The following is a 23,558-nucleotide window of genomic DNA, read 5'->3' as shown; positions in this document are numbered from 1 at the left end:
CCCCCTCATACCCGACCGGTCGTCCCCGACCGACAAGATCAAGGACCGTTGCTCATGACGCTCACACACACCATCACCATCGGCGATGTCCGCCGCGAGCTGCCGATCGTACGGGTGGCGGACGATGCCCGGATCGCCTTCCTCAAGCTGTACGGCGACGTGGAACTCACCGTCGCCTGCGCACGCGCACTGGCCGAGCGGATGCCGGCGGACGTCGATGTCATCGTGGGCCCCGAGACCGGGGGCATCCTGCTCGCCCACGAACTCGCCGAGCACTCCGGGCGTCCCTACGTGATCGCCCGCAAGAAGCTGCGCCCCAACATGGTCAAGCCGCTCCGCGTCCCGGTGCAGAGCATCGGAACCCCGGGACAGCAGGAACTCTTCCTCGGTGAGGACGACGCGGCGCTCGTCGAGGGCCGCCGGGTCGCCGTCGTCGACGAGGTCATCAGCAGCGGCGGCACCCTCAAGGCGCTCCATGAACTCGTCGCCGCGGCCGGCGGCACGGTGCACCAGGTGCTGACCGTGGCCACCGAAGGGGAGCGCAGGCCGGACGTCGAGTCGCTGCTGCATCTGCCCGTCTACACGGACTAGGGCCGCCCCGCTCGCTGCCGGTACGCCTCCCCCTCCCCCGGGTCCTCACCCGTACCCCCTACGAACACCTAGGAGTTGCACGATGACGCCCACCCTCCATGCAAGCGAGGTCGCTGACATCGGCCTCGCCGGCCATGGCGAAGGACTGTGCGACTGGTCGGCCCAATCGATGCCCATCCTGGCGCGGATACGCGAGCGTTACGCCGTCGAGAAGCCCTTCCAGGGCAAGCGCATCGCCATCGCCGTGCACATCACCACCGAGACCGCCAACCTCGCTCTGACCCTCCGGGCCGGCGGCGCCGAGGTCTTCCTGTGCGCCTCCAACGTACGGACGACGAACGACGCGGTAGCCGCCTACGCAGCCCAGCAGGGCGTGTACGTCTACGGAATCCAGGGCGAGGACCGCGAGACCTACTCCACGCACTGCCACCATGTCCTGGACGCCCGCCCGCACCTGGTCATCGACGACGGCGCGGATCTGACCGGTCTGCTGCACGGCGCGCGCAGCGAAGCCGCGTCCGACGTCATCGCGGGTCTGGAGGAGACCACGGCCGGCATCCAGCGCATTCGCAGCCTTGAGGCCGACGGGCTGTTGCGGTACCCCGTCGTCGCGGTCAACGAGGCGCGCACCAAGCATCTGTTCGACAACCGCTACGGCACCGGACAGAGCACCATGGACGCCATTCTGCGGCTGACGAACACCTTGGTCGCCGGCTCACGGGTGGTGGTGGCCGGTTACGGGATGTGCGGAAAGGGCGTCGCGGCACGGGCCCGCGGTATGGGAGCCGATGTCCTGGTGACCGAGGTGGACCATGTCCGGGCCCTGGAGGCCGTCATGGACGGGTACCGGGTCATGGAGATGGACCGTGCCGCGGAACTGGGCGACATCTTCATCACGGTCACCAGCAACAAGAACGTCCTCGGTGCGGAGCACTTCGCCCGCATGCCGGACGGCGCCCTCGTGTGCAACTCCGGCCACTTCGACGTGGAGATCGATGTGCCGGCACTGCGCGCCGCGGCGCTCAAGCACTCCCAGCCCCGTCCCGGCATCGACCAGTACACGCTCGCCGACGGCCGGCGGATCAACCTGCTTGCCGCCGGGGAGGTGGTGAATCTCGCCGCGGCCGAGGGCAACCCGGCGACGTTGATGGACATGTCCTTCACCAACCAGGTGCTGGGCTGCGAGTACCTCCTCAAGAACGCCGCGGACCTGGACCGCCGCGTCCACACGCTGCCCGCGGACATCGACGACCAGGTGGCACACCTGAAACTCCAGACGCTGGGCATCGGCATCGACACCCTGAGCGAAGAGCAGATCGCGTATCTGCGCTCCTGGGATCAGGGCAGCGCCTGAGGGGTGCTCCCTACGACACGGGCCGCGGCGGCGGCAGCATCAGCGGGGCGCGGCAGTCGGCTGGTCGGCTGCCGCGACCGGGCAGCGGGATCGGCTGGTCGGCTGCCGCTGCGGCCCAGGTCAGCCTTCGTCGTCCTCCGCCCGGCGCTCGCCCTCCGCCTGGGACGGCTGGGTGCGGACCGTCGCGGGGTGTCGCTGCTCGGCCGGGTCCCTGTCCTCCTCCAGCCTCTCGCCCTCGGCCTGCGACGGAGTCGGGTACTCGTCGTTCTGCCTCATGACCGCCTCCGCAGTCGGTACAAGTGCATACAAACCGAGCCTAACGCCCAGGCCGTTCGACGGCCTGGGCTGTGAGGACGGCTCCGGAGCGGCTGACTGCGGCCCGACCCGGCGTGTCAGGCACGCTCGGCGGTGAACGGGCCGCCGGAGCCGAAGGCCAGGGCGGCGAAGCGTTCGCCGATGCGTCGGTGTGTGGCGGCGTCCGGGTGGAGCTGGTCGGGCAGCGGCAGTTCGGCGAAGTCCGCCTCGCCGTAGAGGTCGCGGCCGTCGAGGTAGTGCAGGTTCGGGTCGTCGGCTGCCCGCTGCTTCACGAGGCGGGCCAGTTCCTCCCGGATGACGGTGAGGGTCAGCTTCCCGCCGGCCCGTTCCGCGGGATCGCCCGCGGCCCGGAACTGGAGCTTTCCCGCGCTGAGGTTGCTGAAGTCCGGGGCGCTGGGGCCGGGGGTGTCCTCGTGGATCGGGCACAGGAGGGGTGAGACGACCAGGAGCGGAGTGCCGGGGTGTCCCTCACGGATGGTGTCGAGGAAGCCGTGCACCGCGGGGCCGAACGCGCGCAGGCGCATCAGGTCGGCGTTGACGAGGTTGATGCCGATCTTGACGCTGATCAGGTCCGCGGGGGTGTCGCGCAGGGCTCGGGCGGTGAACGGGTCGAGCAGGGCACTGCCGCTCAGCCCCAGGTTGGTCAGTTCCACGCCGCCCAGGGAGGCGGCCAGCGCGGGCCAAGTGGTGCTGGGGCTCGCGGCGTCGGAGCCGTGACTGATCGAACTGCCGTGGTGCAGCCACCTCTTGTGGCCCGCATCGGGCAGGAGCTCGACGGGGGCGTCGGTGCGCAGGGCGACGAGCTGGGTGATCTCATTGTGCGGCAGCCAGATCTCGACGTCCTTGACGCGGTCCGGGAGCCCGGTGAACCGCAGGGTGCCGACCGGGCCGGGCCGGGTTTCCGCGGATCCGGTGGTCAGGTCCACCATCAGGACGTTCCCGCCGGGCACGCCGGCCTGCCCCGCCGGCCGGCCGTCGACGAACAGGTCGTACAGGCCATCGGGGCGGGGCGGGGCGCCCTGGTACACGTTCTTGGTGCGGAGTGCGTCCAGCTCGATGGCGGTGGCCCGCGTGCGGAACACCAGCCGTACGCCGGAGGCCTGGGCCTCCGCCATCGCCAGCAGCCCGTCGGCGCACTGGGCACGGGCCCGGGCGGGCAGCCGGTGCGGCAGCACCCCGTGTTCGGTGTGCTCCAGATCCAGGGCGCCGCGCAGGAGGCCGGCGGTGAGGGGCGTGGTGATCCAGTCCGCCACCGGGGCCGCCGAGGCCGTCGTGGGGTCACCGGGGGCGTCGTCGGGCCAGTCATTCATGGTGGCATTCTGCGGGCCGGATGCATGGCCTGCCCAATGATTTTCCACCCCCGTTCACCTGCGCACCGTCGGCACCCCCGGCGGCGCGGGGGCGAGGTTCACCCTTCCGTGTGCTGCGCCCTAATTCGAACATGTGATGCAATCTGGGAGTGACGCCATACGCCTTCCCCGACGACCTCCTGCGGGCCCAGCGCGACTGGTACACCGCGTACCGGCAGCTCGCCCAGGAGGAGAACCCTTCCCAGACCACGGTCCTGCGCCGCACGCTTCAGCGGCTCTCCGTACGGATCGCCACACACCCGTACTGGGCGACCATCCCCGGCCGGGCCCCGGCTGCCCGGATGGCGCTCAAGCAGCAGACCTGGGAGCCGGAGCAAGCCCCTGAAGAGGCCCGCCGGTGACCGCCTACGTGACCGACACCCAGGAGCGGATCGCGCGGGTGCTGCGCGAGCTGACCGACGGCGCCGGGTATCCGCCGTCGATACGGGAGATCGCCGTCGCGGTCGGACTGTCCGGCTCGACGGTCGCCTACCACCTACGAGCTCTGGAGCGCCACGGGATCGTCAGCCACACCCCGCACCGCAGCCGCTCGTACCAGATACGGCGATAGACGAGACGGGGCCGCGGCCCGCCTGTCTCGCGGCCATGGCCCCGCGCCCGTACCGCACCCAGCGCCCCCGGCGGATACGGCCACCAGGACCGATACGCAGCGGCAGGCATAATCCAGCCGTGGATGCGAAGACGAAGGCGGACGGGATACGGGCGGGCCAAGTGGTGCCCGGCTTCACGTCGGACCGGCCCGTGGAATGGTCCATGCGCCCCGCGGAGCCGGCAGACGTCGAGGCGATTGCGGAGCTGCGGGCCATGGTGATGCGCCCGGACCTGGAGCGGTTGGGCCGGTTCGACGAGCATCGGGTCCGGCAGCGGCTGCGGGACTCCTTCTCCGCGCGGCACACCTCGGTCATCTTGGCCGGTGGCACCTTCGCGGGCTGCGTCACCGTGCGGCCGGCCGAGGACGGGCAGTGGCTGGAGCATTTCTATCTCGCCCCACGTGTCCAGGGCCGGGGGCTCGGTTCGGCCGTCCTGCGCACGCTGCTGGACCGGACCGATGCCGACGGCCTGCCCGTCCGCCTGAACGTCCTCCAGGGCAGCGCCGCCCGGCAGCTGTACGAGCGCCACGGGTTCACCGTGGAGGTTCAGGACCCGATCGACATCTACATGGTGCGGCTGCCGGGCGCGGGCGCCCTCGGAGCGTGAAGAGGGCGACGGACGTTCCTGGGGTGCGTTTAAGGCCGTGCAGGCCTCACTGGGTGAGGAGGGTGATCGTTCCGGTGCCGCCCGCTCGTTGGTTCGCGGCCTCGGCCTCTTGGTAGGTGACGTAGTGACGAATGGTGCCGTCGGGCAGGGTCAACTGGTAGCCGACGATGGTCTGAGGCACTCCCCCGGCGCAATTGCATGGCATGGCTGTGGTCCCTTCGCGTGTTGGTTCTGCGGTGCCCCGGGAGGCCCCGTTCAACGGACAGGCAGGAAGGCGCTGGTGGTCAGTCCAGCCACCGTGAGGCGACTCCCGCCAGGTAGGAGAGCGTCAGAGCGGTCGCAGGCACCTGGAACCACGGAGAGCCTCCCCAACAGGAGGCGTACACGGCTGTGGGCATGGCGACCCAGATGCTCGCGCACCATCCGCAGCTGACCAGATATGCGGCTCGGGAGTCGTCACCGAAGTGAGCGCCGATCCATGATCGGAACCCCGCCGCCAGCGTGTCCTTGGTGAGGAAACGGGTGACGCGGCAGGTGACTCCGAGGGCAAGAAGGAACGCGGCAAGGCTCATGGAAAACCATCCACTCTCCGACGGGGTTCAAGGGTTCAATACGGGGTGGCGCGGGCTCGGCGGGCACCCGGATGATCCGGGATACGTCCCACCGGCCACCTGACGGCTCCGCGCGGGCCCTTGGGGCTGCGAAAGCCGCTCTGCTGTCCCGGGGCCGACTGGCGGAGGGACTCATCGGCCCCGGGCCTCACCCATGAGCCGTCCACGCACCGGCAGCCGGGGGGGCCACCCTCGGTCTCCGTCCTGCCGACGGCGTGGAGCCGGATGGCCCATGGGTAAGTTCGAGGAGGCTGTCCCCCGTCCGTCCACGACGGGGGACAGCCCTTGGGACAGCCCTTGAGAGGCAGGCCGCTTACCGGATGGCCCTCAGGTCAGGGGCTGCACTGCGTGGACCTGACCCGTGCGCGCGTACCGCAGGGCCGCCCGTCACGCTGCCCCGGCCGATCGGGCGCCGACCGGTCACACCGGCGGGAAGCAGGGCGCCAGGGTGCCGGTCGCCTGGATCGTGGCGCCGCCGACGGTGGCGACCGCCGTGTAGCTGCTGGCGCTGATCTGGAGCAGGGACAGGCCGGCGTTGAGGGTGGCGACTCCACTGGCGTTGGTCACCGCCGTGCCCACCGGCAGGCCCGAGACGAAGAAGGTGACCGTGACTCCCGCTTGCGCCGGCGTGAGGGTGGCCTTCAACGTCGCCGTGAACAGACTCGGCACCGGGAAGGGCAGGTTGATCCGCCAGCAGGCGGGCGACGCCTGCAACGTGGGGCCCGTCTGCCCGCTCACCGTGATGATGACGGGGGCCGAGACGACGCCCTTGCACGCACACGCAGTACCGGCCGGCGCGGTGACCGTGGCGGTCACCGTGGCGGTCCCAGCCGTGTTGAACGTCAGCGAACCGATGGCGATACCGGCCGCGTTGGTGGTGACCGTCACGGGGGCCGCACCACCGGTGAAGGTGACCGCAGCACCCGACACCGGCAGGCCGTTGCAGGTCACCACGGCGGACACGGACGTCGGCTGACCGACGACCACCGGCCCCACCACCGGCTGGACCACCACCAGGCAGGACGTCTGCGCACCCACGGTGATGGTGAGGGGCGGGGAGACGACACCGGTGCACTCGCACTCGGCGCCGGCCGGCGCGGTGACCGTGGCGGTCACCGTGGCGTTCCCAGCCGTGTTGAAGGTCAGCGAACCGGTCGCGATACCGACCACGTTGGTGGTGACCGTCACCGGAACCGCACCACCGGTGAAGGTGACCGCAGCACCCGACACCGGCAGGCCGTTGCAGGTCACCACGGCGGACACGGACGTCGGCTGACCGACGACCACCGGCCCCACCACCGGCTGGATCGCCACCAGACACGACGTCTCCGCACCCACGGTGATGGTGACGGGCAGGGAGACGACACCGGTGCACTCGCACTCGGCGCCGGCCGGCGCGGTGACCGTGGCGGTCACCGTGGCGGTCCCAGCCGTGTTGAACGTCAGCGAACCGATGGCGATACCGGCCGCGTTGGTGGTGACGGTGACGGGAGCCGCACCTCCGTTGAAGGTGACCGAGGCACCCGCGACCGGCAGGCCGTTGCAGGTCACCACGGCGGACACGGACGTCGGCTGACCGACGACCACCGGCCCCACCACCGGCTGGACCACCACCGAGCAGGTGAGCACGGGCGGCACGATGACGGTGATGGGTGCCAGCGTGCAGGCGGGGCAGGACCCCGCGGCCGCAGTGAAGCTGACGCCCACGGTCTGGCCTGCTGTCAGTGCCACGCCCAGGCTGGTCGGCACCACCACGCCGTTGATCACGGTCGCGGTGACCGTGACCCCGCCGGGAAGGGTGTAGGTCAGTGTGCCGTTGATGGACAGGAGGCCACCGCTACAGGTGATGAGGGTGGCGGCGGTCGTGAGCCCCCCGAGCGGGGTGATCAGCGTCGTGGTCAGCGTTCCGGCCGGCGCCGGGGTGACCGTCACCGTGCCGTTCTCCGCGCCCACGACGGCGCTCATGGCATCGAGGTACACCACGGAAACCGTCTGGGCTCCGGACCCGACGGCCGTGAACGTGGCCGGCCCGGCCACACCGGCGACCACGGGCAACGTCTGTGCGGGCGCGCCGTCATAGGTGAAGACGGCTTGCGTGGCCGTACCGGGAGCGCCGGTGACGCTGACGATGAACGGCTGGCACGCCGCGACCGTGGTGGGAACGATGATTACTGCCATGGAGAAGCCCCTTTGAGGAAAATCGGGAAGGGGGCTGCCACAGCGGCCGCACATACGGCGCAGCTCGCGAATCCTCCTGCCAGGGTGCCCATGAAGCGCAACAACGATCCGTCAGAAGACCGCTGCTCGACTCCCCGACAGAGGATGGGCACCCCACAATCGGTACGACTATTAGAGCCACGGCGGTGGCTCCGGGCCATACCCGTTTCCCGGATTCCCCCGTACGGCAGAGCGCGCGTTGTCAGGCCGCATGAACTCCCGTGCGGGTCGCTGGCGTTGTGCCGACGTTCACCCCGGCGCGCACGACCGTCGGCCGCCTGACCGCCCTTCCCCATGGCAACCGCGCACAGCAGAGCTACCCGGCCGCGCGGGCCGGTTCAGGTGCGGGCACAGTCGGGGCACCGGCCCCGGTAGGTCATCTCCACCTCGGAGACGGTGAAGCCGAACCGCTCGGAGGCGGGCAGATCGGCCAGTGGGTCGCCGCCGGGGTGGACGTCGCGCACCGTGCCGCAGTCGGAGCAGACCAGGTGCTGGTGAGGGCGGTGGGCGTTCGGGTCGTAGCGCTTGGCGCGGCCGTCGGTGGCCACCTCGCTCACCTCGCCGAGCGAGACGAGTTCGCCGAGGGTGTTGTAGACGGTCGCGCGCGAGATCTCCGGCAGCCGGGCGGTGGCGCGCGCGAGCACCTCGTCCGCGGTGAGGTGGACGTGCTCGCCGTCGAGTACCTCGGCGACCACCCGGCGCTGGGCGGTCATCCGCCAGCCACGTCGGCGCAGCCGGTCCCGCAGATCGCTCATGCCCACCAGCCTCACTGTGCATCGTCCGACAGATGAATCCGTACGGATCTGGTTGGTGTATTGACTTGGATTTAGTCCATCGTAGGATCGGTTCCGGCGACAGCCAAGGGACAGGACAACAGCAGGGAAAACCCGTGACCGTACAGGAGACGGGTCCGCTCACCACCGCATCCGGTGCCCTGGTCGCGGACCACCAGACCGGCGAGCAGGCGGGCGTCAGCAGCCCGGCGCCGGTCCAGGACAAGGTCCTGCCGGCGCAGCCTGCCCACCTCACCCGTGAGCGCATCGGCCCCGAGCGCGACGCCGGCACCCGGGCGGATACCGCCCCGACGCCAAGAGATCGCCTCCGGGACGCGCGATCGGGCAGGCCGTATTTCCCTTCGAACCATGTAATCCGCGCATGAGGTCCTCCGCTCGCGCACCGCGGCGCGATGTCTCCCGCATCGGACCGGTCCGCAGTCCGGCCCGGTCCGGCAGACGCGCCCGCGACGACCACCACCCCTCTGTGCCGGTCGTGCGGTGTCGTCGCTGACGTCGACTGCGCGGTCGGCGAGGCGCCTTTCCCCGACCCTGTCCGACACCCACGGCTTCTCGATCCACGAGGCCGGGGTCTTCCACTGGGGCCTGTGCCCCGACTGTTCCACCGGCCGCAATTTTTGAGCACCGAGTTCCGCACAGTTCGGAAGGATTGCCATGACTGACAACCACGACGCAATCGTCACAGACCCCAAGCCCGAGGAGGCGGGGGGCTGCCCGGTCGCGCACGGTCGCGCCCTCCACCCGACCCAGGGGGGCGGCAACCGTCAGTGGTGGCCGCAACGGCTCAATGTGAAGATCCTCGCCAAGAACCCCACCGTGGCGAATCCGTTGGGCGAGCAGTTCGACTACGCCGAGGCGTTCAAGAGCCTTGACCTCCCGGCAGTGAAACGGGACATCGCCGAGGTGCTGACGACCTCGCAGGACTGGTGGCCGGCCGACTTCGGTCACTACGGCCCGTTCATGATCCGGATGGCGTGGCACAGCGCGGGCACGTACCGCATCAGCGACGGCCGCGGCGGCGCCGGTGCGGGCCAGCAGCGCTTCGCTCCGCTGAACAGCTGGCCGGACAACGCGAACCTCGACAAGGCCCGCCGTCTGCTGTGGCCGGTCAAGAAGAAGTACGGCCAGAGCCTTTCCTGGGCGGACCTGCTGGTCCTGACGGGCAACGTCGCTCTGGAATCCATGGGCTTCGAGACCTTCGGTTTCGCCGGTGGCCGCGAGGACGTCTGGGAGCCGGAGGAGGACGTCTACTGGGGCCCCGAGACCACCTGGCTCGACGACCGGCGCTACACCGGCGACCGGGAGCTGGAGAACCCCCTCGGCGCGGTCCAGATGGGCCTGATCTACGTCAATCCGGAGGGCCCGAACGGCACCCCGGACCCCATCGCCGCGGCCCGCGACATCCGTGAGACGTTCCGCCGCATGGCGATGAACGACGAGGAGACCGTCGCCCTGATCGCCGGCGGCCACACCTTCGGCAAGACCCACGGCGCGGGCCCCGCCGACCACGTCGGCCCCGACCCGGAGGCCGCCACGTTCGAGGAGCAGGGCCTCGGCTGGAAGAGCACCTACGGCACCGGCAAGGGCGCCGACGCCATCACCTCCGGCCTGGAGGTGACCTGGACCACCACACCCACCCAGTGGAGCAACGGCTTCTTCGACAACCTCTTCGGCTACGAGTGGGAACTCACCGAGAGCCCGGCCGGCGCCCACCAGTGGAAGCCGAAGGACGGCGCGGGCGAGGGCACGGTGCCGCACGCCCATGACTCCTCGAAGAAGATCGCCCCGTCGATGCTCACCACCGACCTGGCGCTGCGCTTCGACCCGGTCTACGAGCCGATCTCCCGCCGCTTCCACGAGAACCCGCAGGAGTTCGCGGACGCCTTCGCCCGCGCCTGGTACAAGCTGACCCACCGCGACATGGGTCCGAAGTCGCTGTACCTGGGCGCGGAGGTCCCGGAGGAGACCCTGCTGTGGCAGGACCCGCTGCCCGAGGCCGAGGGCGAGAGCATCGACGCCTCCGACATCGCGGCGCTGAAGGCCAAGCTGCTCGGCTCCGGCCTGACCGTGTCCCAGCTCGTCAGCACCGCATGGGCGTCGGCCTCGACCTTCCGTGGCAGCGACAAGCGCGGCGGTGCCAACGGTGCCCGTATCCGCCTCGAACCGCAGCGCGGCTGGGAGGCCAACGACCCCGACCAGCTGGCCCGCGTGCTGCGCTCGCTGGAGGGTGTGCGGGAGGAGTTCCACGCCGCCTCCGGTGCCAAGAAGGTCTCCCTGGCCGATCTCATCGTCCTCGGCGGTGTGGCAGCCGTGGAGAAAGCGGCCAAGGACGCGGGCGTCGAGGTCCAGGTGCCCTTCACCCCGGGGCGGGTCGACGCGGCCGAGGAGCACACCGACGCCGAGTCCTTCGAGGCGCTGGAGCCGGCCTCGGACGGATTCCGTAACTACCTCGGCAAGGGCAACCGCCTGCCGGCCGAGTACCTGCTGCTCGACCGGGCGAACCTGCTCACCCTGAGCGCCCCCGAGACGACGGCCCTGGTCGGCGGCCTGCGGGTGCTGGGCGCCAACCACCAGCAGTCGTCGCTCGGCGTCTTCACCGCCACCCCCGGGACCCTGACCAACGACTTCTTCGTCAACCTGCTCGACCTGGGCACGACGTGGAAGGCGACCTCCGAGGACGCCCACACCTTCGAGGGTCAGGACGCCGCCACGGGCGAGGTCAAGTGGACCGGCACCCGTGCCGACCTCGTCTTCGGCTCGAACTCCGAGCTGCGCGCGGTCGCGGAGGTCTACGCGAGCGATGACGCGAAGGAGAAGTTCGTGCACGACTTCGTCGCGGCATGGCACAAGGTGATGAACCTGGACCGGTTCGACCTCGTCTGATCATGACGTCCAGGCCGGCCCGTACCGGCCGGCCTGGACGTTCTCACCTCGAAGGGCCGGTGGCGCGCTGTCGCGGCACCGGCCCTTCGAGCTACCGGGCTCGTTTTTCGCCCTGCGCCGCGCGGAGGAACTCCCGGGCTCCGCGCAGCCGTGTGCGGACATGCCCCTGTGTGACGCCGCTGTCGAGGCGGACGTCGAGAGCCCCGGGCAGGAGGGAGTCGGCTCGGCGCCCGGCCGGCAGCCGGGTGGCGTCGAGTCCGTCGCGCCGGGCGATGAGAACGCCGAGTGCGTGACGGCTGAGGGCGTCCGCTCCGGCGAGGTGGAACATCCCGGCCCGGCCGGACACCGCGAGCTCCCGCAGCGCGGAGGCCAGATCTTCGACATGCACCGGACAGCGGATGTCGTCGGTGAACAGGACGCCGTCGTGCGGGTCGGCAGCCAGGGCGTGGACCATGCGCTCGTGCACGGATCCGCCGTGCCCGATGATCAACGAGGTGCGGGCGACCGCGGCGGTCGGCGCAAGGAGCCGCACAGCGGTCTCGGCGGTGGCCTTTGCCGCGCCATACGGGGTGACCGGGTCGGGCAGGCACGTCTCGTCGTAGTGCACCCGGGAGCCGGAGAACACCGCGTCGCTGGAGACGTGGACCAGGCGGCAACCGCGTTGCGCCGCGGCCATCGCCACGCGGATCGAGCCGTCGGCGGTGACCGCCCAGTCGCTCCCTCCGCTCGTGGCGTTGATGACGGCACCGGGGGCGACGGCGGCCAGCACCTCGTCGACGTGCCCCGGGGCGCGAAGGTCGAGCCGGTGCCACGAGGCTCCGGGAAGGCGGCCGGGCCGGGAACAGTACGTCGCGGCCGTCTCCCAGCCCGCGGCCGTCGCCTGGCGCACGAGTTCCGTCCCCAGGAACCCGCTGCCGCCGATGATCAGGACCCTCATGCCGCCCTACGGTAGGACAGCCCCGCTCCAACGGTCACCGGTTGCCCCGGCTTCCGCACCGCGAGGTCCGGCTCGCCGACCGGGCTCAGGGCAGGAGGAAGTCCCGTACGAGGCGGCCGACTTCCTCCGGTGCCTGGAGGTGCAGCATGTGCCCGGCCTCCCGCACCCGGGCGATGCGCAGACCCGGCGGACCGTCTTCCCGTAGCGCTTCGAGCCCGTTCCGCACTCCGGCCACCAGTGCCTCGTTCAGCTCCCGGAAGGGCGCGGGCAGCCGGTCCAGCAGCGGTGCCCGCGCACCCTGCACGAGGAGCGTGGGACAGGCCGCCTCGCGCACGGCGGTGAAGGTGTCCCAGCCCTCCAGCGGCTCCATCAGCGCCGCTTGTGCCGATGCGGCGGGCTTGCGCCGGTAGCGGCCGTCCTCCAGTGGCTGGAGGGAACGCCGGGCGCCGGCTTCCTCCAGCGCTATGTCCAAGCCGTAGACGGCAGCGGCCTGACGGGCCCGCTCGACGGCGAGTTCGGCCTGTCCGGCATCGAGGACGTCCGGCGCGAGGGCCGCCGAGTGTGCCGCGAGCTGCTGGGCGCGCCGCTCCGCGACGGCCTCGGCGTCCAGGCCCGGGTACAGCTCCGGCCGGCCGCCGCCGAGGCCGTCGAGATCGACCACACCGGGGCAGTCGGGACGCCGTTGGCCGTGGCACAGCGCGATCATGCCGCCCAGGGAGTGGCCGATCACGCGGGGGTTCTCCAGCGCGAGCGCCTCGGTGACCGCGTCCAGGTCGGCGAGATGGGCGGCCCAGCCGTAGTCCTCGTCGGCCGGGGGGTCGGACCGGCCGTGGCCGCGCAGGTCATACGAGACCAGCCGCATACCGGTCAGATGCGGCCGCAGGCGCTCCCAGTCGAGCAGGGTGCGGTTCGCGCCGTGACAGAGCACGACGTCCGGGCCGTCACCACCGTGGTCCGCCACGGCGAGATCCCCGGCCGGCCCGGAAACGCGGAGGTGCGGTGCGTGGAGGTGCGGTGCGTGGGACACAGGATCTCCTCTTCTCGGCAGGTGCCGGCCACGCGCGACCGGCAATTTCCCCGTAGCCCCTGCGCGCCTCATGCCGGGCCGGGAAGCTTCCTAACTATGCTAGCTTAATTCCTAGAGGTCCTAGGTTACGAGCCTGGGATGACGTGTACGGAGGTGCCAGATGGTGCGCGCGGGCCTTACTGCGGCCAAAGTGACGGAGGCGGCCGCGGAGTTGGCGGACGAGGCCGGGCCCGACGGGCTCACGGTGTCCGCCCTGGCGAGGCGCTTGGGCGTCAGGGACGCGAGCCTCTACTCGCATGTGAAGAACCTGCGGGACCTGCGCGTACGCATCGCCCTGCTGGCTTCCGTCGAGATGACCGACCGCATCGGCTCCGCCGTGGCGGGGCGGGCGGGCAAGGACGCGCTCATCGCCTTCGCCGACGCCTACCGGCAGTACGCGCTGGACCACCCCGGCCGCTACGCGGTGAGCCAGATGGGGTTCTCCCCCGAGGAGGTCGCCGACTCCGCGGGACTCCGCCGCAGCGTCGAGCTGACCTACGGCATGCTGCGCGCCTACGGCCTCACCGAGCCGGACCTCACCGACGCGGCACGGATGCTGCGCAGCACCTTTCACGGCTATATCCACCTGGAACTCAGCGGCGGCTTCGGACACCCCCGAGACGTGCAGGAGTCCTGGACGCGCTCGCTCGAAGCGCTCCACGTCCTCCTGGAGAACTGGCCCGCCCGACCCGATCGGAGCAAGTGATGCCCCCACCCACGACCGGCACCCTCACGGTCCCCGGAGCCACCCTGCGCTACGAGAAGCGCGGCAGCGGCCCCGTACTGCTGCTGATACCGGGCGGCGCCGCCGACGCCGGTGTGTACGAGGGCATGGCGCCGGACCTGGCCTTGCGGTACACCGTGGTGTCCTACGATCCGCGCGGACTCTCCCGCAGCCCCCTCGAAGAACCGCTGTCCGACCAGCGGGTGGAGGTGTGGAGCGACGACGCCCACCGGCTGCTCTCCGCGCTGGCGCCGGACGGGGAGGCCTGCGTCCTGGGCAGCAGCTCGGGCGCCGTCGTCGCCCTCGACCTGCTGGCCCGGCATCCCGGGCAACTGCGCCGGGTGGTCGCGCACGAGCCGCCGCTGGTGGAGCTCCTGGACGATCCCGCCCCGCACCGTGCGCTCTTCGCCGAGGTACGCGAGACGTTCCGTCTGCACGGCGCGGGCCCCGCAATGGCCCGGTTCAGTGAGGGCCTCGGCGGCCGGCCCGCGGAGCCGGCGACGGAACTGCCGCCCGGAATCCAGGAGATGGCGGCCCGCATGCACGCCAACCTCCCGGTCTTCCTGGAGCACATACTGTGCCCGTTCACCGCGACCACGCCGGACGTCCCGGCGCTGCGCGCCGCCGCCCACAAACTGGTCCTCGCGGTGGGACGCGATTCCCGTACCCAGGAACCGCTGTACGGACCGGCCACCCAGCTGGCGGCACTACTGGGCCGGCCGGCCGTCGAATTCCCCGGCGGCCACGTCGGATGCACCGAATATCCCCGGGAGTTCGCCGCACAGCTGCTGAGGGTGCTCGACCAGGACCGGGAACTTTCGTCCGGGTCGTCGAGTGAACCGGAGGACGATGCCCACGCGGTGTAACCCGGCCGGGCAGCGGGGGCGGCGCCGTCGTGACACCTTCGGGTCCCGCTCACTCTCCGTACGCCGCCCGCGCCCGGGCGTGGCTTCCTGGCGCGAACGTCCTTCCGCACCGAGTGCGACCATGGGAGGAAAGGCCTTTACTCACGGGTTCTGCGGGGCGTGCCGAGTCGTCAAGGGTGTTCCGGGTCGTCAAGGTGTTCCGGGCCGTCAAGGGCGGTCACGGGTGGTCCGGTCGACGCCCCGGGGCGGTTGACCCGTCGCTTGGCATACGTGCCGGTGGAGGCTGACGCACGGGCGACCGACGGAGGTGGCCATGGCGGACGAGGCACTCGCCCGAAAGCTCATCGGTCGCTACCTGGAGGAGCGCCGGGACGAGGCCGTGTCGCGGCTCGGCGCCCCCGAGGCGAAGGGTTCGGCCGAGCGGGCATGGGAGAAGTGGTGGTCGACCGGGGAACTCGACCGCGAAACCGCTGCACGGGTACTGCTGTGGGCGACCGATCGGGCCCGACAGGCCTCCAGGGCCCGCCACGACGTCACCTACCGGCTCATCCGGGCTCAGTTCGAGCGTCACGCACTGGTTCAGTGGCTGGCCGAGCACGGCGGCGACCCCGCACCGCCCGCTTCACGGCCGGGACATGTGGCCGGGCCCTCACCGGCGCCCCCTCCGCTCCGTGAACGGAGGAACCCGCTCCGGCTATCGAGGTGTTCCTCCCCGCCCCCTACCGTCCGCTAGCACGGCGGGCACATCGCCACACGGCAGGTCAGGTCCAGGTCCGGCGCCCCTGCCGCAGGGCTGGTCGCCGGGCAACTACGCGCCGGAGACCGCCCGTTCGGCGGTGCCGCCGGAAAAGTGCGGCATTGCCGCCCGATTCCTCCAACACCGGGGCGACCGGGTACATCATTGACCGGGACGCCCAAGGGGACCTGACAGAAGAGCGGAGTGGCACGTGACACGGATACTGGTCATCGGCGGCGGGATCGCCGGTGCGGCGACCGCGCTGGCCCTGCACAAGGCAGGATTCGACGTCGCCGTGCACGAGGCGCATCCCGACACAGCCGGGGACATCGGGGCGTTCCTGACCTTGGCGAGCAACGGAATGCGCGCGCTGGCGCAGCTCGACGCCTCGGACGCGGTCACCGCGCTCGGTTTTCCGCTGCGCTCGATGCGTGTGCTCGACGACCAGGGCAGCGAGGTGGCCCATGTGCCCTTGGGTGAGGCCGATGACGCGCTCCTGCGGTACCGGTGCCTGCGCCGTGGCGAGTTGAGCGCTGCCTTGCAGGCCGAGGTCGTCCGCCGGGGAATCGGGCTGTCGCACGGGGCGCGACTGGTGTCCGTGGAGAACGGTGCGGACGAGGTGACCGCGCGCTTTGCCGACGGCAGTGTCGCAACCGGTGATCTGCTCATCGGCGCAGACGGCCTGAACTCGATCATCCGGCGATCGATCGCCCCCGGCGCAGAGCCCGTCTACGCAGGTCAGAGCGTCTTCTACGGCTACACGCGCAGCGCCCCGGCGGCGGAGGGGACGGGGCACATCACCATGGTGCGGGGCAGCACCGCCGCCTTCGGCTGTGCGGTCTCGCCGGACGGGGAGGCGTACTGGTTCGCCCGCGTCGCCGGTCAAGCCGTCCCCGCCGAGGAACTCGCCCACCCCGTGCCCTCCCGTTGGCGGGAGCAGCTCGTCGAGTTGCTGCGCCACGACCCCACCCCCGCCGCGGGCATCGTCGCGGCCTCCACCGACGGCATCATGGCCACCAACGCCACCGAGATCCCGCTCGGAACCCCCTGGCGCTCCGGGCGCACGCTGATCGTCGGTGACGCCGCGCACGCGGCTTCACCGGCGACGGGGCAAGGGGCCTCGATGGCCTTGGAGGACGCCGTCATCCTCGCCAAGTCCCTGCGGGACACGCCCGATGCGGACAGCGCCCTCTCCCTCTACGAGGCGTGCCGCCGCCCACGCGTGGAGCACAACATCACCGCCAGCGGAGAGATCTCCCGCGGCACCCGCACCCCGCCGCGCACCGGCCGGGCACCGTCCCCTCAGCGTCCCGGCGACGACGCCCTGGCCCGCCAACTGGACTGGGACGTCGATATGAACGCCGTCCCCGGCAACGCGGGCTGAGCGGCCCTCTGGGGGCAAGGCGCGCAACCCTCTTCATCGCGCCGGGTCCGGACACTTCGCCGGGCAGCCAGGCAGTGGAAGGTCTTCAGGTCCGTCACACCACCGCTGCGCGAAGGGTCAACCACGGGATGAGGAACCCTTGACTGAAGGTTGACCGCTTGGGTGGCGAGCCCTTGGCGGGTGGCGAACTACGTTCCCTGCATGCCTCTACGAACCCCGGCCCTGCCCGTGCTGCCGTACCGCAAACCGACCCGCGGCCGGGACTACTGGGTGCTGGACGACGTGCTGCCGGACCCGGACGTCGTACGGGAGCGCTGTCTGGCCAGGAGCGACTGGACCGAGGGCTACCCCCACAAGCCCGAGAGCTGGCCGGGCCTGCGCACCATGCCTGCGCTCGAACCCGGCGAACTGGCCCCTGTCGAGAAGCTGGTGAGAAGGGCGACCGGCGCCCCGAAGATCTGGGCCGAACACCCCGCGGCCGGCGGCACCTTCCACCACAACTGCGTCCAGATCGTCGGCGAGGGCGAGTGTGAGCCCCGCCCGCACACCGATTCCCGGAACCTCTGCCGGTACGCGGCGGTGCTCTACCTCAACCCGTTAGTTCCCAAGGACTGCGGAACCAGCTTCTACCGGCAGAGCCTGCCGGGCGGCACCCTCGGCGGCAACCAGGTGGCCCCTCCGCACAACAACCTGATCGACGCCCTCGGCACCCGCTTCGTCACGCCGGACTCCTTCATCGAGGACGTCCGCATCCCGCACCGCGCCAACCGCCTGCTGCTCTACTCCGCCAACCTGATCCACACGGCGACCCGTTACTGGGGCACCACCCTGCTGGAGAAGCGGATGACGGCGGTCTTCTTCTGGATGGCCTGACGCCCGTCCCGACGCTCCACAGCCGACGAGTGCTCGGCAGCCATCAAATCCGCTGCCCGCCACGGACGTTGGCGTGTTCGCTTCGTCGGTACGGCAGTAGAGTGACAAGGTGACCGCTCTGCCGGAAGACCAGCCGCCAGTGATCAGCGAAGACGACCGTGACACGGCCGTGCAGCGCCTACAGCAGGCGTACACCGAAGGGCACCTCTCGCACGAGGACTTGGACGAACGCCTCCATCGAGTGCTCACCGCCAAGTCGCACAGCGAGCTCGTGTCGGCTCTGGCCTCGCTCCCGGAGGAGAAAGCGAGCACCACGTCCACCATCGCCGCCGCCGGCGGACGGATCAAGCGGCGCGGCGCATGGCGGGTACCTCGGACCCTCAAGGTTGCGTCCGCATTCGGAAGCGTGCACCTGGACCTGTCCCGGGCGGTCATCGAGCATCCGGTTGTCGACATCAAGTTGCAACTCGGCAGCGGCAGGGCAAAGATCACGGTTCCTCGCGACGCGATCGTCGACCTCGACGCTCTGCACACCGGGTGGAAGGACACGCTCTACAAGCCCCAGCGGCGCTCCGGCCCCGGCGGGCCGAGGATCCTGATCTCCGGATCCATGGGGTTCGGACGGTTGAAGATCCGCCACGCTCGGCGTTGAGGTTCCCTCCGGCACCAGGACCACCTGTCCGGCATTTCTTCCTGCCCGCTCGACTGCTGGTGCTGTGACCCGCACGGGTCCACGGGAGGGAGTCCAGGCCGCGGCTCGGTGACGCCAGACCCGTCATATGCGGTGGCGCCACCATGGCGTCACCGCGGCGCCATCACCAGCCACCTGACTGCCAGCACGGTGCCACGACACGCCAATTCCTAGAGGAAACCCCAGGCCAGCGCCCCGTGCGCCAAAAAGGAGCCACTTTGGCTCGCCATGGCACCACTCATGTGCCATGATGGCGTCATGGACCTCACGCCCTACGTCGACAACCTCCGGCAAGAACTCGCCGTGGCCGCGGACGCCGGCGGCGACGACGCCCGCGCCCTCGCGGAGCGGCTCACCGCCCCCCTGGAATCCGCCACCCGCCTCACCCTCCTCAACGCACTGTCCGCCGCCATGGGCGAGGTCACCCGGGAGCTGGCACCCGGCTCGGTCGACGTACGACTGCGCGGACTCGACCCCGAGTTCGTGGTGACGCCGCCGCCCGCATCCGAGCCGTTCCCGGACACACAGGAGCCGGTCGCGGCCCCTGCCGCGCCCACGCCGCCACCGCCGCCCGCGGACGCCGACGACGGCACCATGGCGCGGATCAACTTCCGCCTCCCCGCCCACCTCAAGGCCCGCGCCGAGAGCGCCGCGGCAGCGGAGGGCCTGTCGGTCAACGCCTGGCTGGTGCGGGCCGTGTCCACCGCCCTCGACGGCGGGCGGCACGCAAGCCCGCCGGGCCGCGGCAAGGACTCGGGCGGCCGGGGCTTCACCGGCTGGGTCCGCTAGGGCCACCGGCCCACCCCACCCCACTTTCACCGGCGGATCGCCGATCCCGCCGACGTCCCGCATCACCCGCCTCACCAGCGGGATCAACCACCCAAGCCAAGAGGACGGAACAACCATGCCTACTTTCGAGACCCCGGAACCGATCGTCGCCACCCTCGAATTGGAAGCCGGCACCGCCCGCATCTCCGCCGGCAAGCGCACCGACACAGTCGTCGAGGTGCTGCCGCGCAACGGCTCCGACGACAACGACGTACGCGCCGTACAGCAGACCCAGGTCAGCTGCTCGGGCGGCCGCCTCACGGTCAGGACACCCAAGAAGCGGTCCCTGTGGGGCAAGCCGGGCGCCATCGAGGTGAGCATCGAACTGCCCGCCGGATCCGAGGTCCAGGGCAGCACGGGGATGGGCAGCTTCCACTGCGAAGGCCGCCTCGGGAAAGTCACGCTCACGACCGGGCTCGGCGACCTCCGGGTCGACGAGGTGGCGGGCGCCCACCTCAAGACCGGCACCGGCGACATCCGCCTGGCCCGCTCGACCGGTGACACCGAAGTCGTCGGCTCGGGCCGGGTCGAGGTCGGCACGGTCGACGGCACGGCGACCGTGAAGAACAGCAACGGCGCGACCGAGATCGGCGAGGTCACCGGCGGCCTCAAGACCAACGCGGCCAACGGCGACATCTCCATCGGCATCGCGCACGGCAGCGTCGACGCCAAGTCCGCCAACGGCCGGATCGAGATCGGCGTCGCCCACGCCGGGGTCGACGCCGCCTCCTCCGCCGGCGGCATCCGCGTCGGCGACGTCAGCCGCGGCCGTATCGACCTGCGCACCTCCGTCGGCGACCTCGAAGTGGGCATCCACGAGGGCACCGCCGCCTGGCTCGACCTGGACCCCAAGTTCGGCACGGTACGCAACTCGCTCGGCTCCGCCGCCGGGCCCCAGGAATCCGACGAGACCGTCGAGGTGCACGCGCGGACCGCGACCGGCGACATCATCATCCGCCGCGCCTGACCCGGCCCGCCACCAACTCTCCACCCGCGAAAGGAAAGCGGCATGACTGTCACCCAGACATCCGCGCCGACCGCCGCGAACGCATCGGCATCGGCCATCACCGCCACCGGACTGCGCAAGTCCTACGGCGACAAGCTCGTGCTCGACGGCATCGACCTGAACATCGCCGAAGGCACCGTCTTCGCCCTGCTCGGGCCGAACGGCGCCGGCAAGACCACCACGGTGGAGATCCTTTCCACGCTCATCGGCGCCGACGCGGGCGAGGCCTGGGTCGCGGGCCGCCATCTGACCCGGGACGCCGACGCGGTGCGCTCCGCGATCGGCGTCACCGGTCAGTTCTCGGCCGTCGACAATCTGCTGACCGCCGAGGAGAACCTGCTCCTCATGGCGGATCTGCACCATCTCGACCGCCGCGAGGGCAGGCGGCGGGCCAAGGAGCTGCTGCGCCGCTTCGACCTGTCCGAGGTGGCGGGCAAGACCGCCGTCACCTTCTCCGGCGGTATGCGGCGCAAGCTGGACCTGGCGATGACCCTGGTCGGCGATCCGCGGATCATCTTCCTCGACGAGCCCACCACGGGACTGGACCCGCGCAGCCGGCGGACCATGTGGGAGATCATCCGGGACCTGGTCGCCGACGACGGTGTGACCATCTTCCTGACCACCCAGTACCTCGACGAGGCCGACCAACTCGCCGACCGCATCGCCGTGTTGGACCACGGCAGGCTGATCGCCGAGGGCACCGCCGACGAGCTGAAGCAGCGCATCCCCGGCGGCCACATCCGGGTGCGGTTCGCCGACGCCCAGGGTCTGGACGCCGCCGCGGGGATCTTCGGGAACGCCACCCGCGACGAGGACGCCCTCACCTTGCAGATCCCCGGCGACGGCTCCCTCCCCAGCCTGCGGGCCGTCCTCGACACCCTGGAGTCCACCGCCGTCCGGGCCGAGTCGCTCACCGTGCACACCCCCGACCTCGACGACGTCTTCCTGACCCTCACCGGTCAGCCCCGCCCCGCCGACACCGTCGCACCGACCGAGGAGAACGCCTGATGGCCACCCTGTCCTACGCCGCCAGAGACTCCAGGACGATGCTGCGGCGCAACCTCAAGAAGGCCCTGCGCTACCCGTCCCTGACGGTCACCGTCGTCGCGATGCCCGTGGTGATGCTGCTGCTGTTCAACTACGTGTTCGGCAGCGCCCTGGGCACCGGCATCAGCGGCCTGCCCACCGGCAGCGGCGAGTACATCGACTACCTGGCGCCCGGCATCATCCTGATGGCCGCCACCTCCGGCGCCCTGACCGCCGCGATCAGCGTGTGCGCCGACAAGACCGAGGGCATCGTCAACCGCTTCCGTACGATGCCGATCTCCCGGGCCTCGTTCCTGACCGGCCATGTCGTGGGCACCGTGATCCAGACGATGCTCAGCATCACGCTCGTCATCGGCATCGCCCTCCTGATGGGCTTCCGGCCCACCGCCACGCCCGTCGAGTGGATCGCCGCCATCGGCCTGCTCGCCCTGCTCACGCTCGCGCTCACCTGGCTCTCCGCGGGCATCGGCCTGGTCGCCAAGAACGTGGAGACCGCCAGCAACATCCCGATGCCGATGACGCTCCTGCCGTTCGTCGGCAGCGCCATCGTGCCGACCGAGTCCATGCCCACCGGCCTGCGCTGGTTCGCCGAGTACCAGCCCTTCACCCCGATCATCGAGACCCTGCGCGGTCTGTGGCTCGGCACCGAGATCGGCTCCAGCGCGGACATCGCCCTCGCCTGGTGCGTGGCACTCGCCCTGGTCGGTTACGTGTGGGCGCGCCGCACCTTCAAGGCCGGCGCCCAGCGGTAACCGCCGCTCTTCTCACGCCACTTCACCGGTGTGCACCAGCCACACCTCACCCACGACCGCAGGAGGACTCCATGTCGTACGACCCGACGGCCGCCGGCACCACCACCGGCGACACCACCGTCGATGAGCCGGCCACCCTGCCCACCGACCGGCGCACCGGCTGTCCCTTCGACCCGCCCGCCGCACTCACCGCCCTGAGCGACAAACCGCTGCGCCGCATGCGCTACGCCGACGGACACCTGGGCCGGCTGGTCACCGGACACGCCGCCGCCCGCGCGATCCTGGCCGACCCGCGCTTCAGCTCACGCTACGAACTCCTGCATCTGCCGGAGCCGATAGCGGGTGTGTCGGGGGAGATGCCACCGGCACCGGTCGGCGACATCATCGGCCTCGACGCCCCCGAGCACACCCGCTACCGGCGCCTGCTCACCGGTAAGTTCACCGTCCGCCGTATGCGTCAACTGACCGAACGCGTCGAGCAGTTCACCACCGAGTGCCTGGACGCCATGGAGCAGGCCGGGCCCACGGCCGACTTAGTGGCGGCGTTTGCGCAGCCCGTGCCCGCGCTCATGATCTGCGAGCTGCTCGGCGTGCCCTACGCCGACCGGGAACGCTTCCAGAGTCAGGTGGCGACCCTCTTCGACCAGACGGCGGACGCGGAGGCGAAGGGTGAGGCCTATACGGCGCTGTTCCAGTTCCTGGGCGCACTCGCCCTCGCCAAGCGCGCCGAGCCCACCGACGACCTGCTCAGCGATCTGACCACCTCCGACCTCACCGATGAGGAGCTGGCCGGAATCGGCGGGCTGCTGCTCGCCGCCGGGCTCGACACCACCGCGAACATGCTCGGCCTCGGCACCTTCGCCCTGCTCAGCAATCCCGACCAGCTGGACGCCCTGCGCGCCGACCCGGACCTCGCCGGGCAGACCGTGGAGGAACTGCTGCGCTACCTCAGCGTGGCCGACCCGCTGCTGCGCTCGGCGCTCGAGGACGTCGAGGTGGAGGGGCGGCTCATCAGGGCGGGCGAGACGGTGACCGTTTCCGTGCAGGCCGCCAACCGAGACCCGCACAGGTTCCCCGGCCCCGACCGGCTCGACATCCACCGCAAGGCCACCGGGCACCTGGCCTTCGGCCACGGCGCCCATCAGTGCCTGGGCCAGCAGCTCGCCCGCGTCGAGATGACCGTCGCGTTCCCGGCGCTCTTCGCCCGCTTCCCCACCCTGCGCCTCGCCGTGCCGCCACAGGAGGTGGAGCTCCGCGACCGCTCCAACATCTACGGCGTGGTCAGCCTGCCCGTCACCTGGGACAAGGAGTAGCCC

The 23,558-nt window shown here is 70.8% G+C and carries 26 protein-coding genes; 18 read left to right on the top strand and 8 right to left on the bottom strand.

Features of this window, described 5'->3' with window-relative positions; genetic code table 11:
- Positions 1 to 54 precede the first annotated feature (54 nt).
- Both M8I34_RS09810 and M8I34_RS09805 read left to right on the top strand, forming a co-directional pair.
- Positions 55 to 591 (top strand): phosphoribosyltransferase family protein, encoded by a 537-nt coding sequence (locus tag M8I34_RS09810; protein WP_250048945.1) that lies wholly within the window; start codon positions 55 to 57, stop codon positions 589 to 591.
- A gap of 82 nt (positions 592 to 673) precedes the next feature.
- Positions 674 to 1,945, top strand: a complete 1,272-nt coding sequence (locus M8I34_RS09805) for an adenosylhomocysteinase (protein ID WP_250048943.1) — start codon at positions 674 to 676, stop codon at positions 1,943 to 1,945.
- 120 nt (positions 1,946 to 2,065) lie between these two features.
- Here the strand turns inward: M8I34_RS09805 and M8I34_RS09800 are convergent, their stop codons facing one another.
- Entirely contained in the window at positions 2,066 to 2,221 is a 156-nt protein-coding gene (locus M8I34_RS09800) for a hypothetical protein (protein ID WP_199812739.1), read from the bottom strand.
- Between the two features lie 116 nt (positions 2,222 to 2,337).
- The gene (locus M8I34_RS09795) at positions 2,338 to 3,570 is read right to left on the bottom strand and encodes a GDSL-type esterase/lipase family protein (RefSeq protein WP_250048941.1); all 1,233 of its coding nucleotides are present in this window, start codon (positions 3,568 to 3,570) and stop codon (positions 2,338 to 2,340) included.
- A 149-nt stretch (positions 3,571 to 3,719) separates the two neighbouring features.
- Here M8I34_RS09795 and M8I34_RS09790 point away from each other — a divergent pair, with 149 nt between their 5' ends.
- The 3 genes from M8I34_RS09790 to M8I34_RS09780 all read left to right on the top strand — a co-directional run bounded on the left by M8I34_RS09790 (position 3,720) and on the right by M8I34_RS09780 (position 4,827).
- Positions 3,720 to 3,971, top strand: coding sequence for a hypothetical protein (locus M8I34_RS09790; RefSeq protein ID WP_244416167.1), 252 nt, complete (start codon positions 3,720 to 3,722; stop codon positions 3,969 to 3,971).
- Entirely contained in the window at positions 3,968 to 4,180 is a 213-nt protein-coding gene (locus M8I34_RS09785) for a LexA family transcriptional regulator (RefSeq protein WP_244416166.1), read from the top strand. Before M8I34_RS09790 ends, M8I34_RS09785 begins: the two co-directional genes overlap by 4 nt.
- Positions 4,181 to 4,383: 203 nt before the next feature.
- Entirely contained in the window at positions 4,384 to 4,827 is a 444-nt protein-coding gene (locus M8I34_RS09780) for a GNAT family N-acetyltransferase (RefSeq protein WP_250049121.1), read from the top strand.
- A gap of 46 nt (positions 4,828 to 4,873) precedes the next feature.
- Here the strand turns inward: M8I34_RS09780 and M8I34_RS41250 are convergent, their stop codons facing one another.
- The 4 genes from M8I34_RS41250 to M8I34_RS09765 all read right to left on the bottom strand — a co-directional run bounded on the left by M8I34_RS41250 (position 4,874) and on the right by M8I34_RS09765 (position 8,410).
- On the bottom strand, positions 4,874 to 5,008 hold the full coding sequence (locus M8I34_RS41250; protein ID WP_284050181.1) for a hypothetical protein: 135 nt from the start codon (positions 5,006 to 5,008) through the stop codon (positions 4,874 to 4,876).
- A 103-nt stretch (positions 5,009 to 5,111) separates the two neighbouring features.
- The gene (locus tag M8I34_RS09775) at positions 5,112 to 5,399 is read right to left on the bottom strand and encodes a hypothetical protein (RefSeq protein ID WP_250048940.1); all 288 of its coding nucleotides are present in this window, start codon (positions 5,397 to 5,399) and stop codon (positions 5,112 to 5,114) included.
- Positions 5,400 to 5,858: 459 nt separating this feature from the next.
- Positions 5,859 to 7,616: a hypothetical protein gene (locus tag M8I34_RS09770; protein WP_250048938.1), complete on the bottom strand. Its 1,758-nt coding sequence runs from the start codon at positions 7,614 to 7,616 to the stop codon at positions 5,859 to 5,861.
- 377 nt (positions 7,617 to 7,993) lie between these two features.
- Positions 7,994 to 8,410: a Fur family transcriptional regulator gene (locus M8I34_RS09765; RefSeq protein ID WP_250048936.1), complete on the bottom strand. Its 417-nt coding sequence runs from the start codon at positions 8,408 to 8,410 to the stop codon at positions 7,994 to 7,996.
- 134 nt (positions 8,411 to 8,544) lie between these two features.
- Here M8I34_RS09765 and M8I34_RS41870 point away from each other — a divergent pair, with 134 nt between their 5' ends.
- Together M8I34_RS41870 and katG are read left to right on the top strand one after the other, a co-directional pair.
- A complete protein-coding gene (locus tag M8I34_RS41870) occupies positions 8,545 to 8,814 on the top strand; it encodes a hypothetical protein (RefSeq protein WP_284050180.1) in 270 nt (89 codons plus the stop codon).
- Positions 8,815 to 9,103: 289 nt separating this feature from the next.
- Positions 9,104 to 11,332 carry a catalase/peroxidase HPI gene (katG, locus tag M8I34_RS09750; protein WP_250048935.1) on the top strand — a complete coding sequence of 743 codons (2,229 nt, stop codon included), beginning with the start codon at positions 9,104 to 9,106 and terminating at the stop codon, positions 11,330 to 11,332.
- 91 nt (positions 11,333 to 11,423) lie between these two features.
- Here katG and M8I34_RS09745 read toward each other — a convergent pair whose 3' ends face one another.
- The gene (locus M8I34_RS09745) at positions 11,424 to 12,269 is read right to left on the bottom strand and encodes a sugar nucleotide-binding protein (RefSeq protein WP_250048933.1); all 846 of its coding nucleotides are present in this window, start codon (positions 12,267 to 12,269) and stop codon (positions 11,424 to 11,426) included.
- Between the two features lie 85 nt (positions 12,270 to 12,354).
- Positions 12,355 to 13,296: an alpha/beta fold hydrolase gene (locus M8I34_RS09740; protein WP_250048932.1), complete on the bottom strand. Its 942-nt coding sequence runs from the start codon at positions 13,294 to 13,296 to the stop codon at positions 12,355 to 12,357.
- 160 nt (positions 13,297 to 13,456) lie between these two features.
- Between M8I34_RS09740 and M8I34_RS09735 the strand changes: the two genes are divergently transcribed.
- The 11 genes from M8I34_RS09735 (at position 13,457) to M8I34_RS09685 (ending at position 23,555) form a co-directional block, all read left to right on the top strand.
- The gene (locus M8I34_RS09735; RefSeq protein WP_250048930.1) at positions 13,457 to 14,041 is read left to right on the top strand and encodes a TetR/AcrR family transcriptional regulator; all 585 of its coding nucleotides are present in this window, start codon (positions 13,457 to 13,459) and stop codon (positions 14,039 to 14,041) included.
- Positions 14,041 to 14,925 carry an alpha/beta fold hydrolase gene (locus M8I34_RS09730; protein WP_250048925.1) on the top strand — a complete coding sequence of 295 codons (885 nt, stop codon included), beginning with the start codon at positions 14,041 to 14,043 and terminating at the stop codon, positions 14,923 to 14,925. The genes M8I34_RS09735 and M8I34_RS09730 overlap by 1 nt, the downstream gene beginning before the upstream one ends.
- Positions 14,926 to 15,238: 313 nt before the next feature.
- Complete coding sequence (locus M8I34_RS09725) at positions 15,239 to 15,658, top strand: hypothetical protein (protein WP_250048924.1); 420 nt, start codon at positions 15,239 to 15,241, stop codon at positions 15,656 to 15,658.
- Positions 15,659 to 15,872: 214 nt separating this feature from the next.
- On the top strand, positions 15,873 to 17,045 hold the full coding sequence (locus M8I34_RS09720; protein WP_250048922.1) for an FAD-dependent oxidoreductase: 1,173 nt from the start codon (positions 15,873 to 15,875) through the stop codon (positions 17,043 to 17,045).
- A gap of 201 nt (positions 17,046 to 17,246) precedes the next feature.
- Entirely contained in the window at positions 17,247 to 17,918 is a 672-nt protein-coding gene (locus M8I34_RS09715; protein WP_250048921.1) for a DUF6445 family protein, read from the top strand.
- 109 nt (positions 17,919 to 18,027) lie between these two features.
- A complete protein-coding gene (locus tag M8I34_RS09710) occupies positions 18,028 to 18,570 on the top strand; it encodes a DUF1707 domain-containing protein (RefSeq protein WP_250048919.1) in 543 nt (180 codons plus the stop codon).
- A 297-nt stretch (positions 18,571 to 18,867) separates the two neighbouring features.
- Positions 18,868 to 19,398, top strand: coding sequence for a toxin-antitoxin system HicB family antitoxin (locus M8I34_RS09705; protein ID WP_250048917.1), 531 nt, complete (start codon positions 18,868 to 18,870; stop codon positions 19,396 to 19,398).
- A 115-nt stretch (positions 19,399 to 19,513) separates the two neighbouring features.
- Positions 19,514 to 20,404, top strand: coding sequence for a DUF4097 family beta strand repeat-containing protein (locus M8I34_RS09700; RefSeq protein WP_250048915.1), 891 nt, complete (start codon positions 19,514 to 19,516; stop codon positions 20,402 to 20,404).
- Between the two features lie 42 nt (positions 20,405 to 20,446).
- Positions 20,447 to 21,451: an ATP-binding cassette domain-containing protein gene (locus M8I34_RS09695; protein WP_250048914.1), complete on the top strand. Its 1,005-nt coding sequence runs from the start codon at positions 20,447 to 20,449 to the stop codon at positions 21,449 to 21,451.
- The gene (locus tag M8I34_RS09690; RefSeq protein ID WP_250048912.1) at positions 21,451 to 22,242 is read left to right on the top strand and encodes an ABC transporter permease; all 792 of its coding nucleotides are present in this window, start codon (positions 21,451 to 21,453) and stop codon (positions 22,240 to 22,242) included. Before M8I34_RS09695 ends, M8I34_RS09690 begins: the two co-directional genes overlap by 1 nt.
- A gap of 71 nt (positions 22,243 to 22,313) precedes the next feature.
- The gene (locus M8I34_RS09685; protein ID WP_250048909.1) at positions 22,314 to 23,555 is read left to right on the top strand and encodes a cytochrome P450; all 1,242 of its coding nucleotides are present in this window, start codon (positions 22,314 to 22,316) and stop codon (positions 23,553 to 23,555) included.
- The last annotated feature ends 3 nt before the right edge of the window (positions 23,556 to 23,558 follow it).

The organism is Streptomyces sp. MCA2, assembly GCF_023544705.1.
GTDB classification, from domain to species: Bacteria; Actinomycetota; Actinomycetes; order Streptomycetales; family Streptomycetaceae; genus Streptomyces; species Streptomyces decoyicus.
Note: the sequence above shows the minus strand (reverse complement) of the source record. Positions and strands in the feature narration are given on the sequence as shown.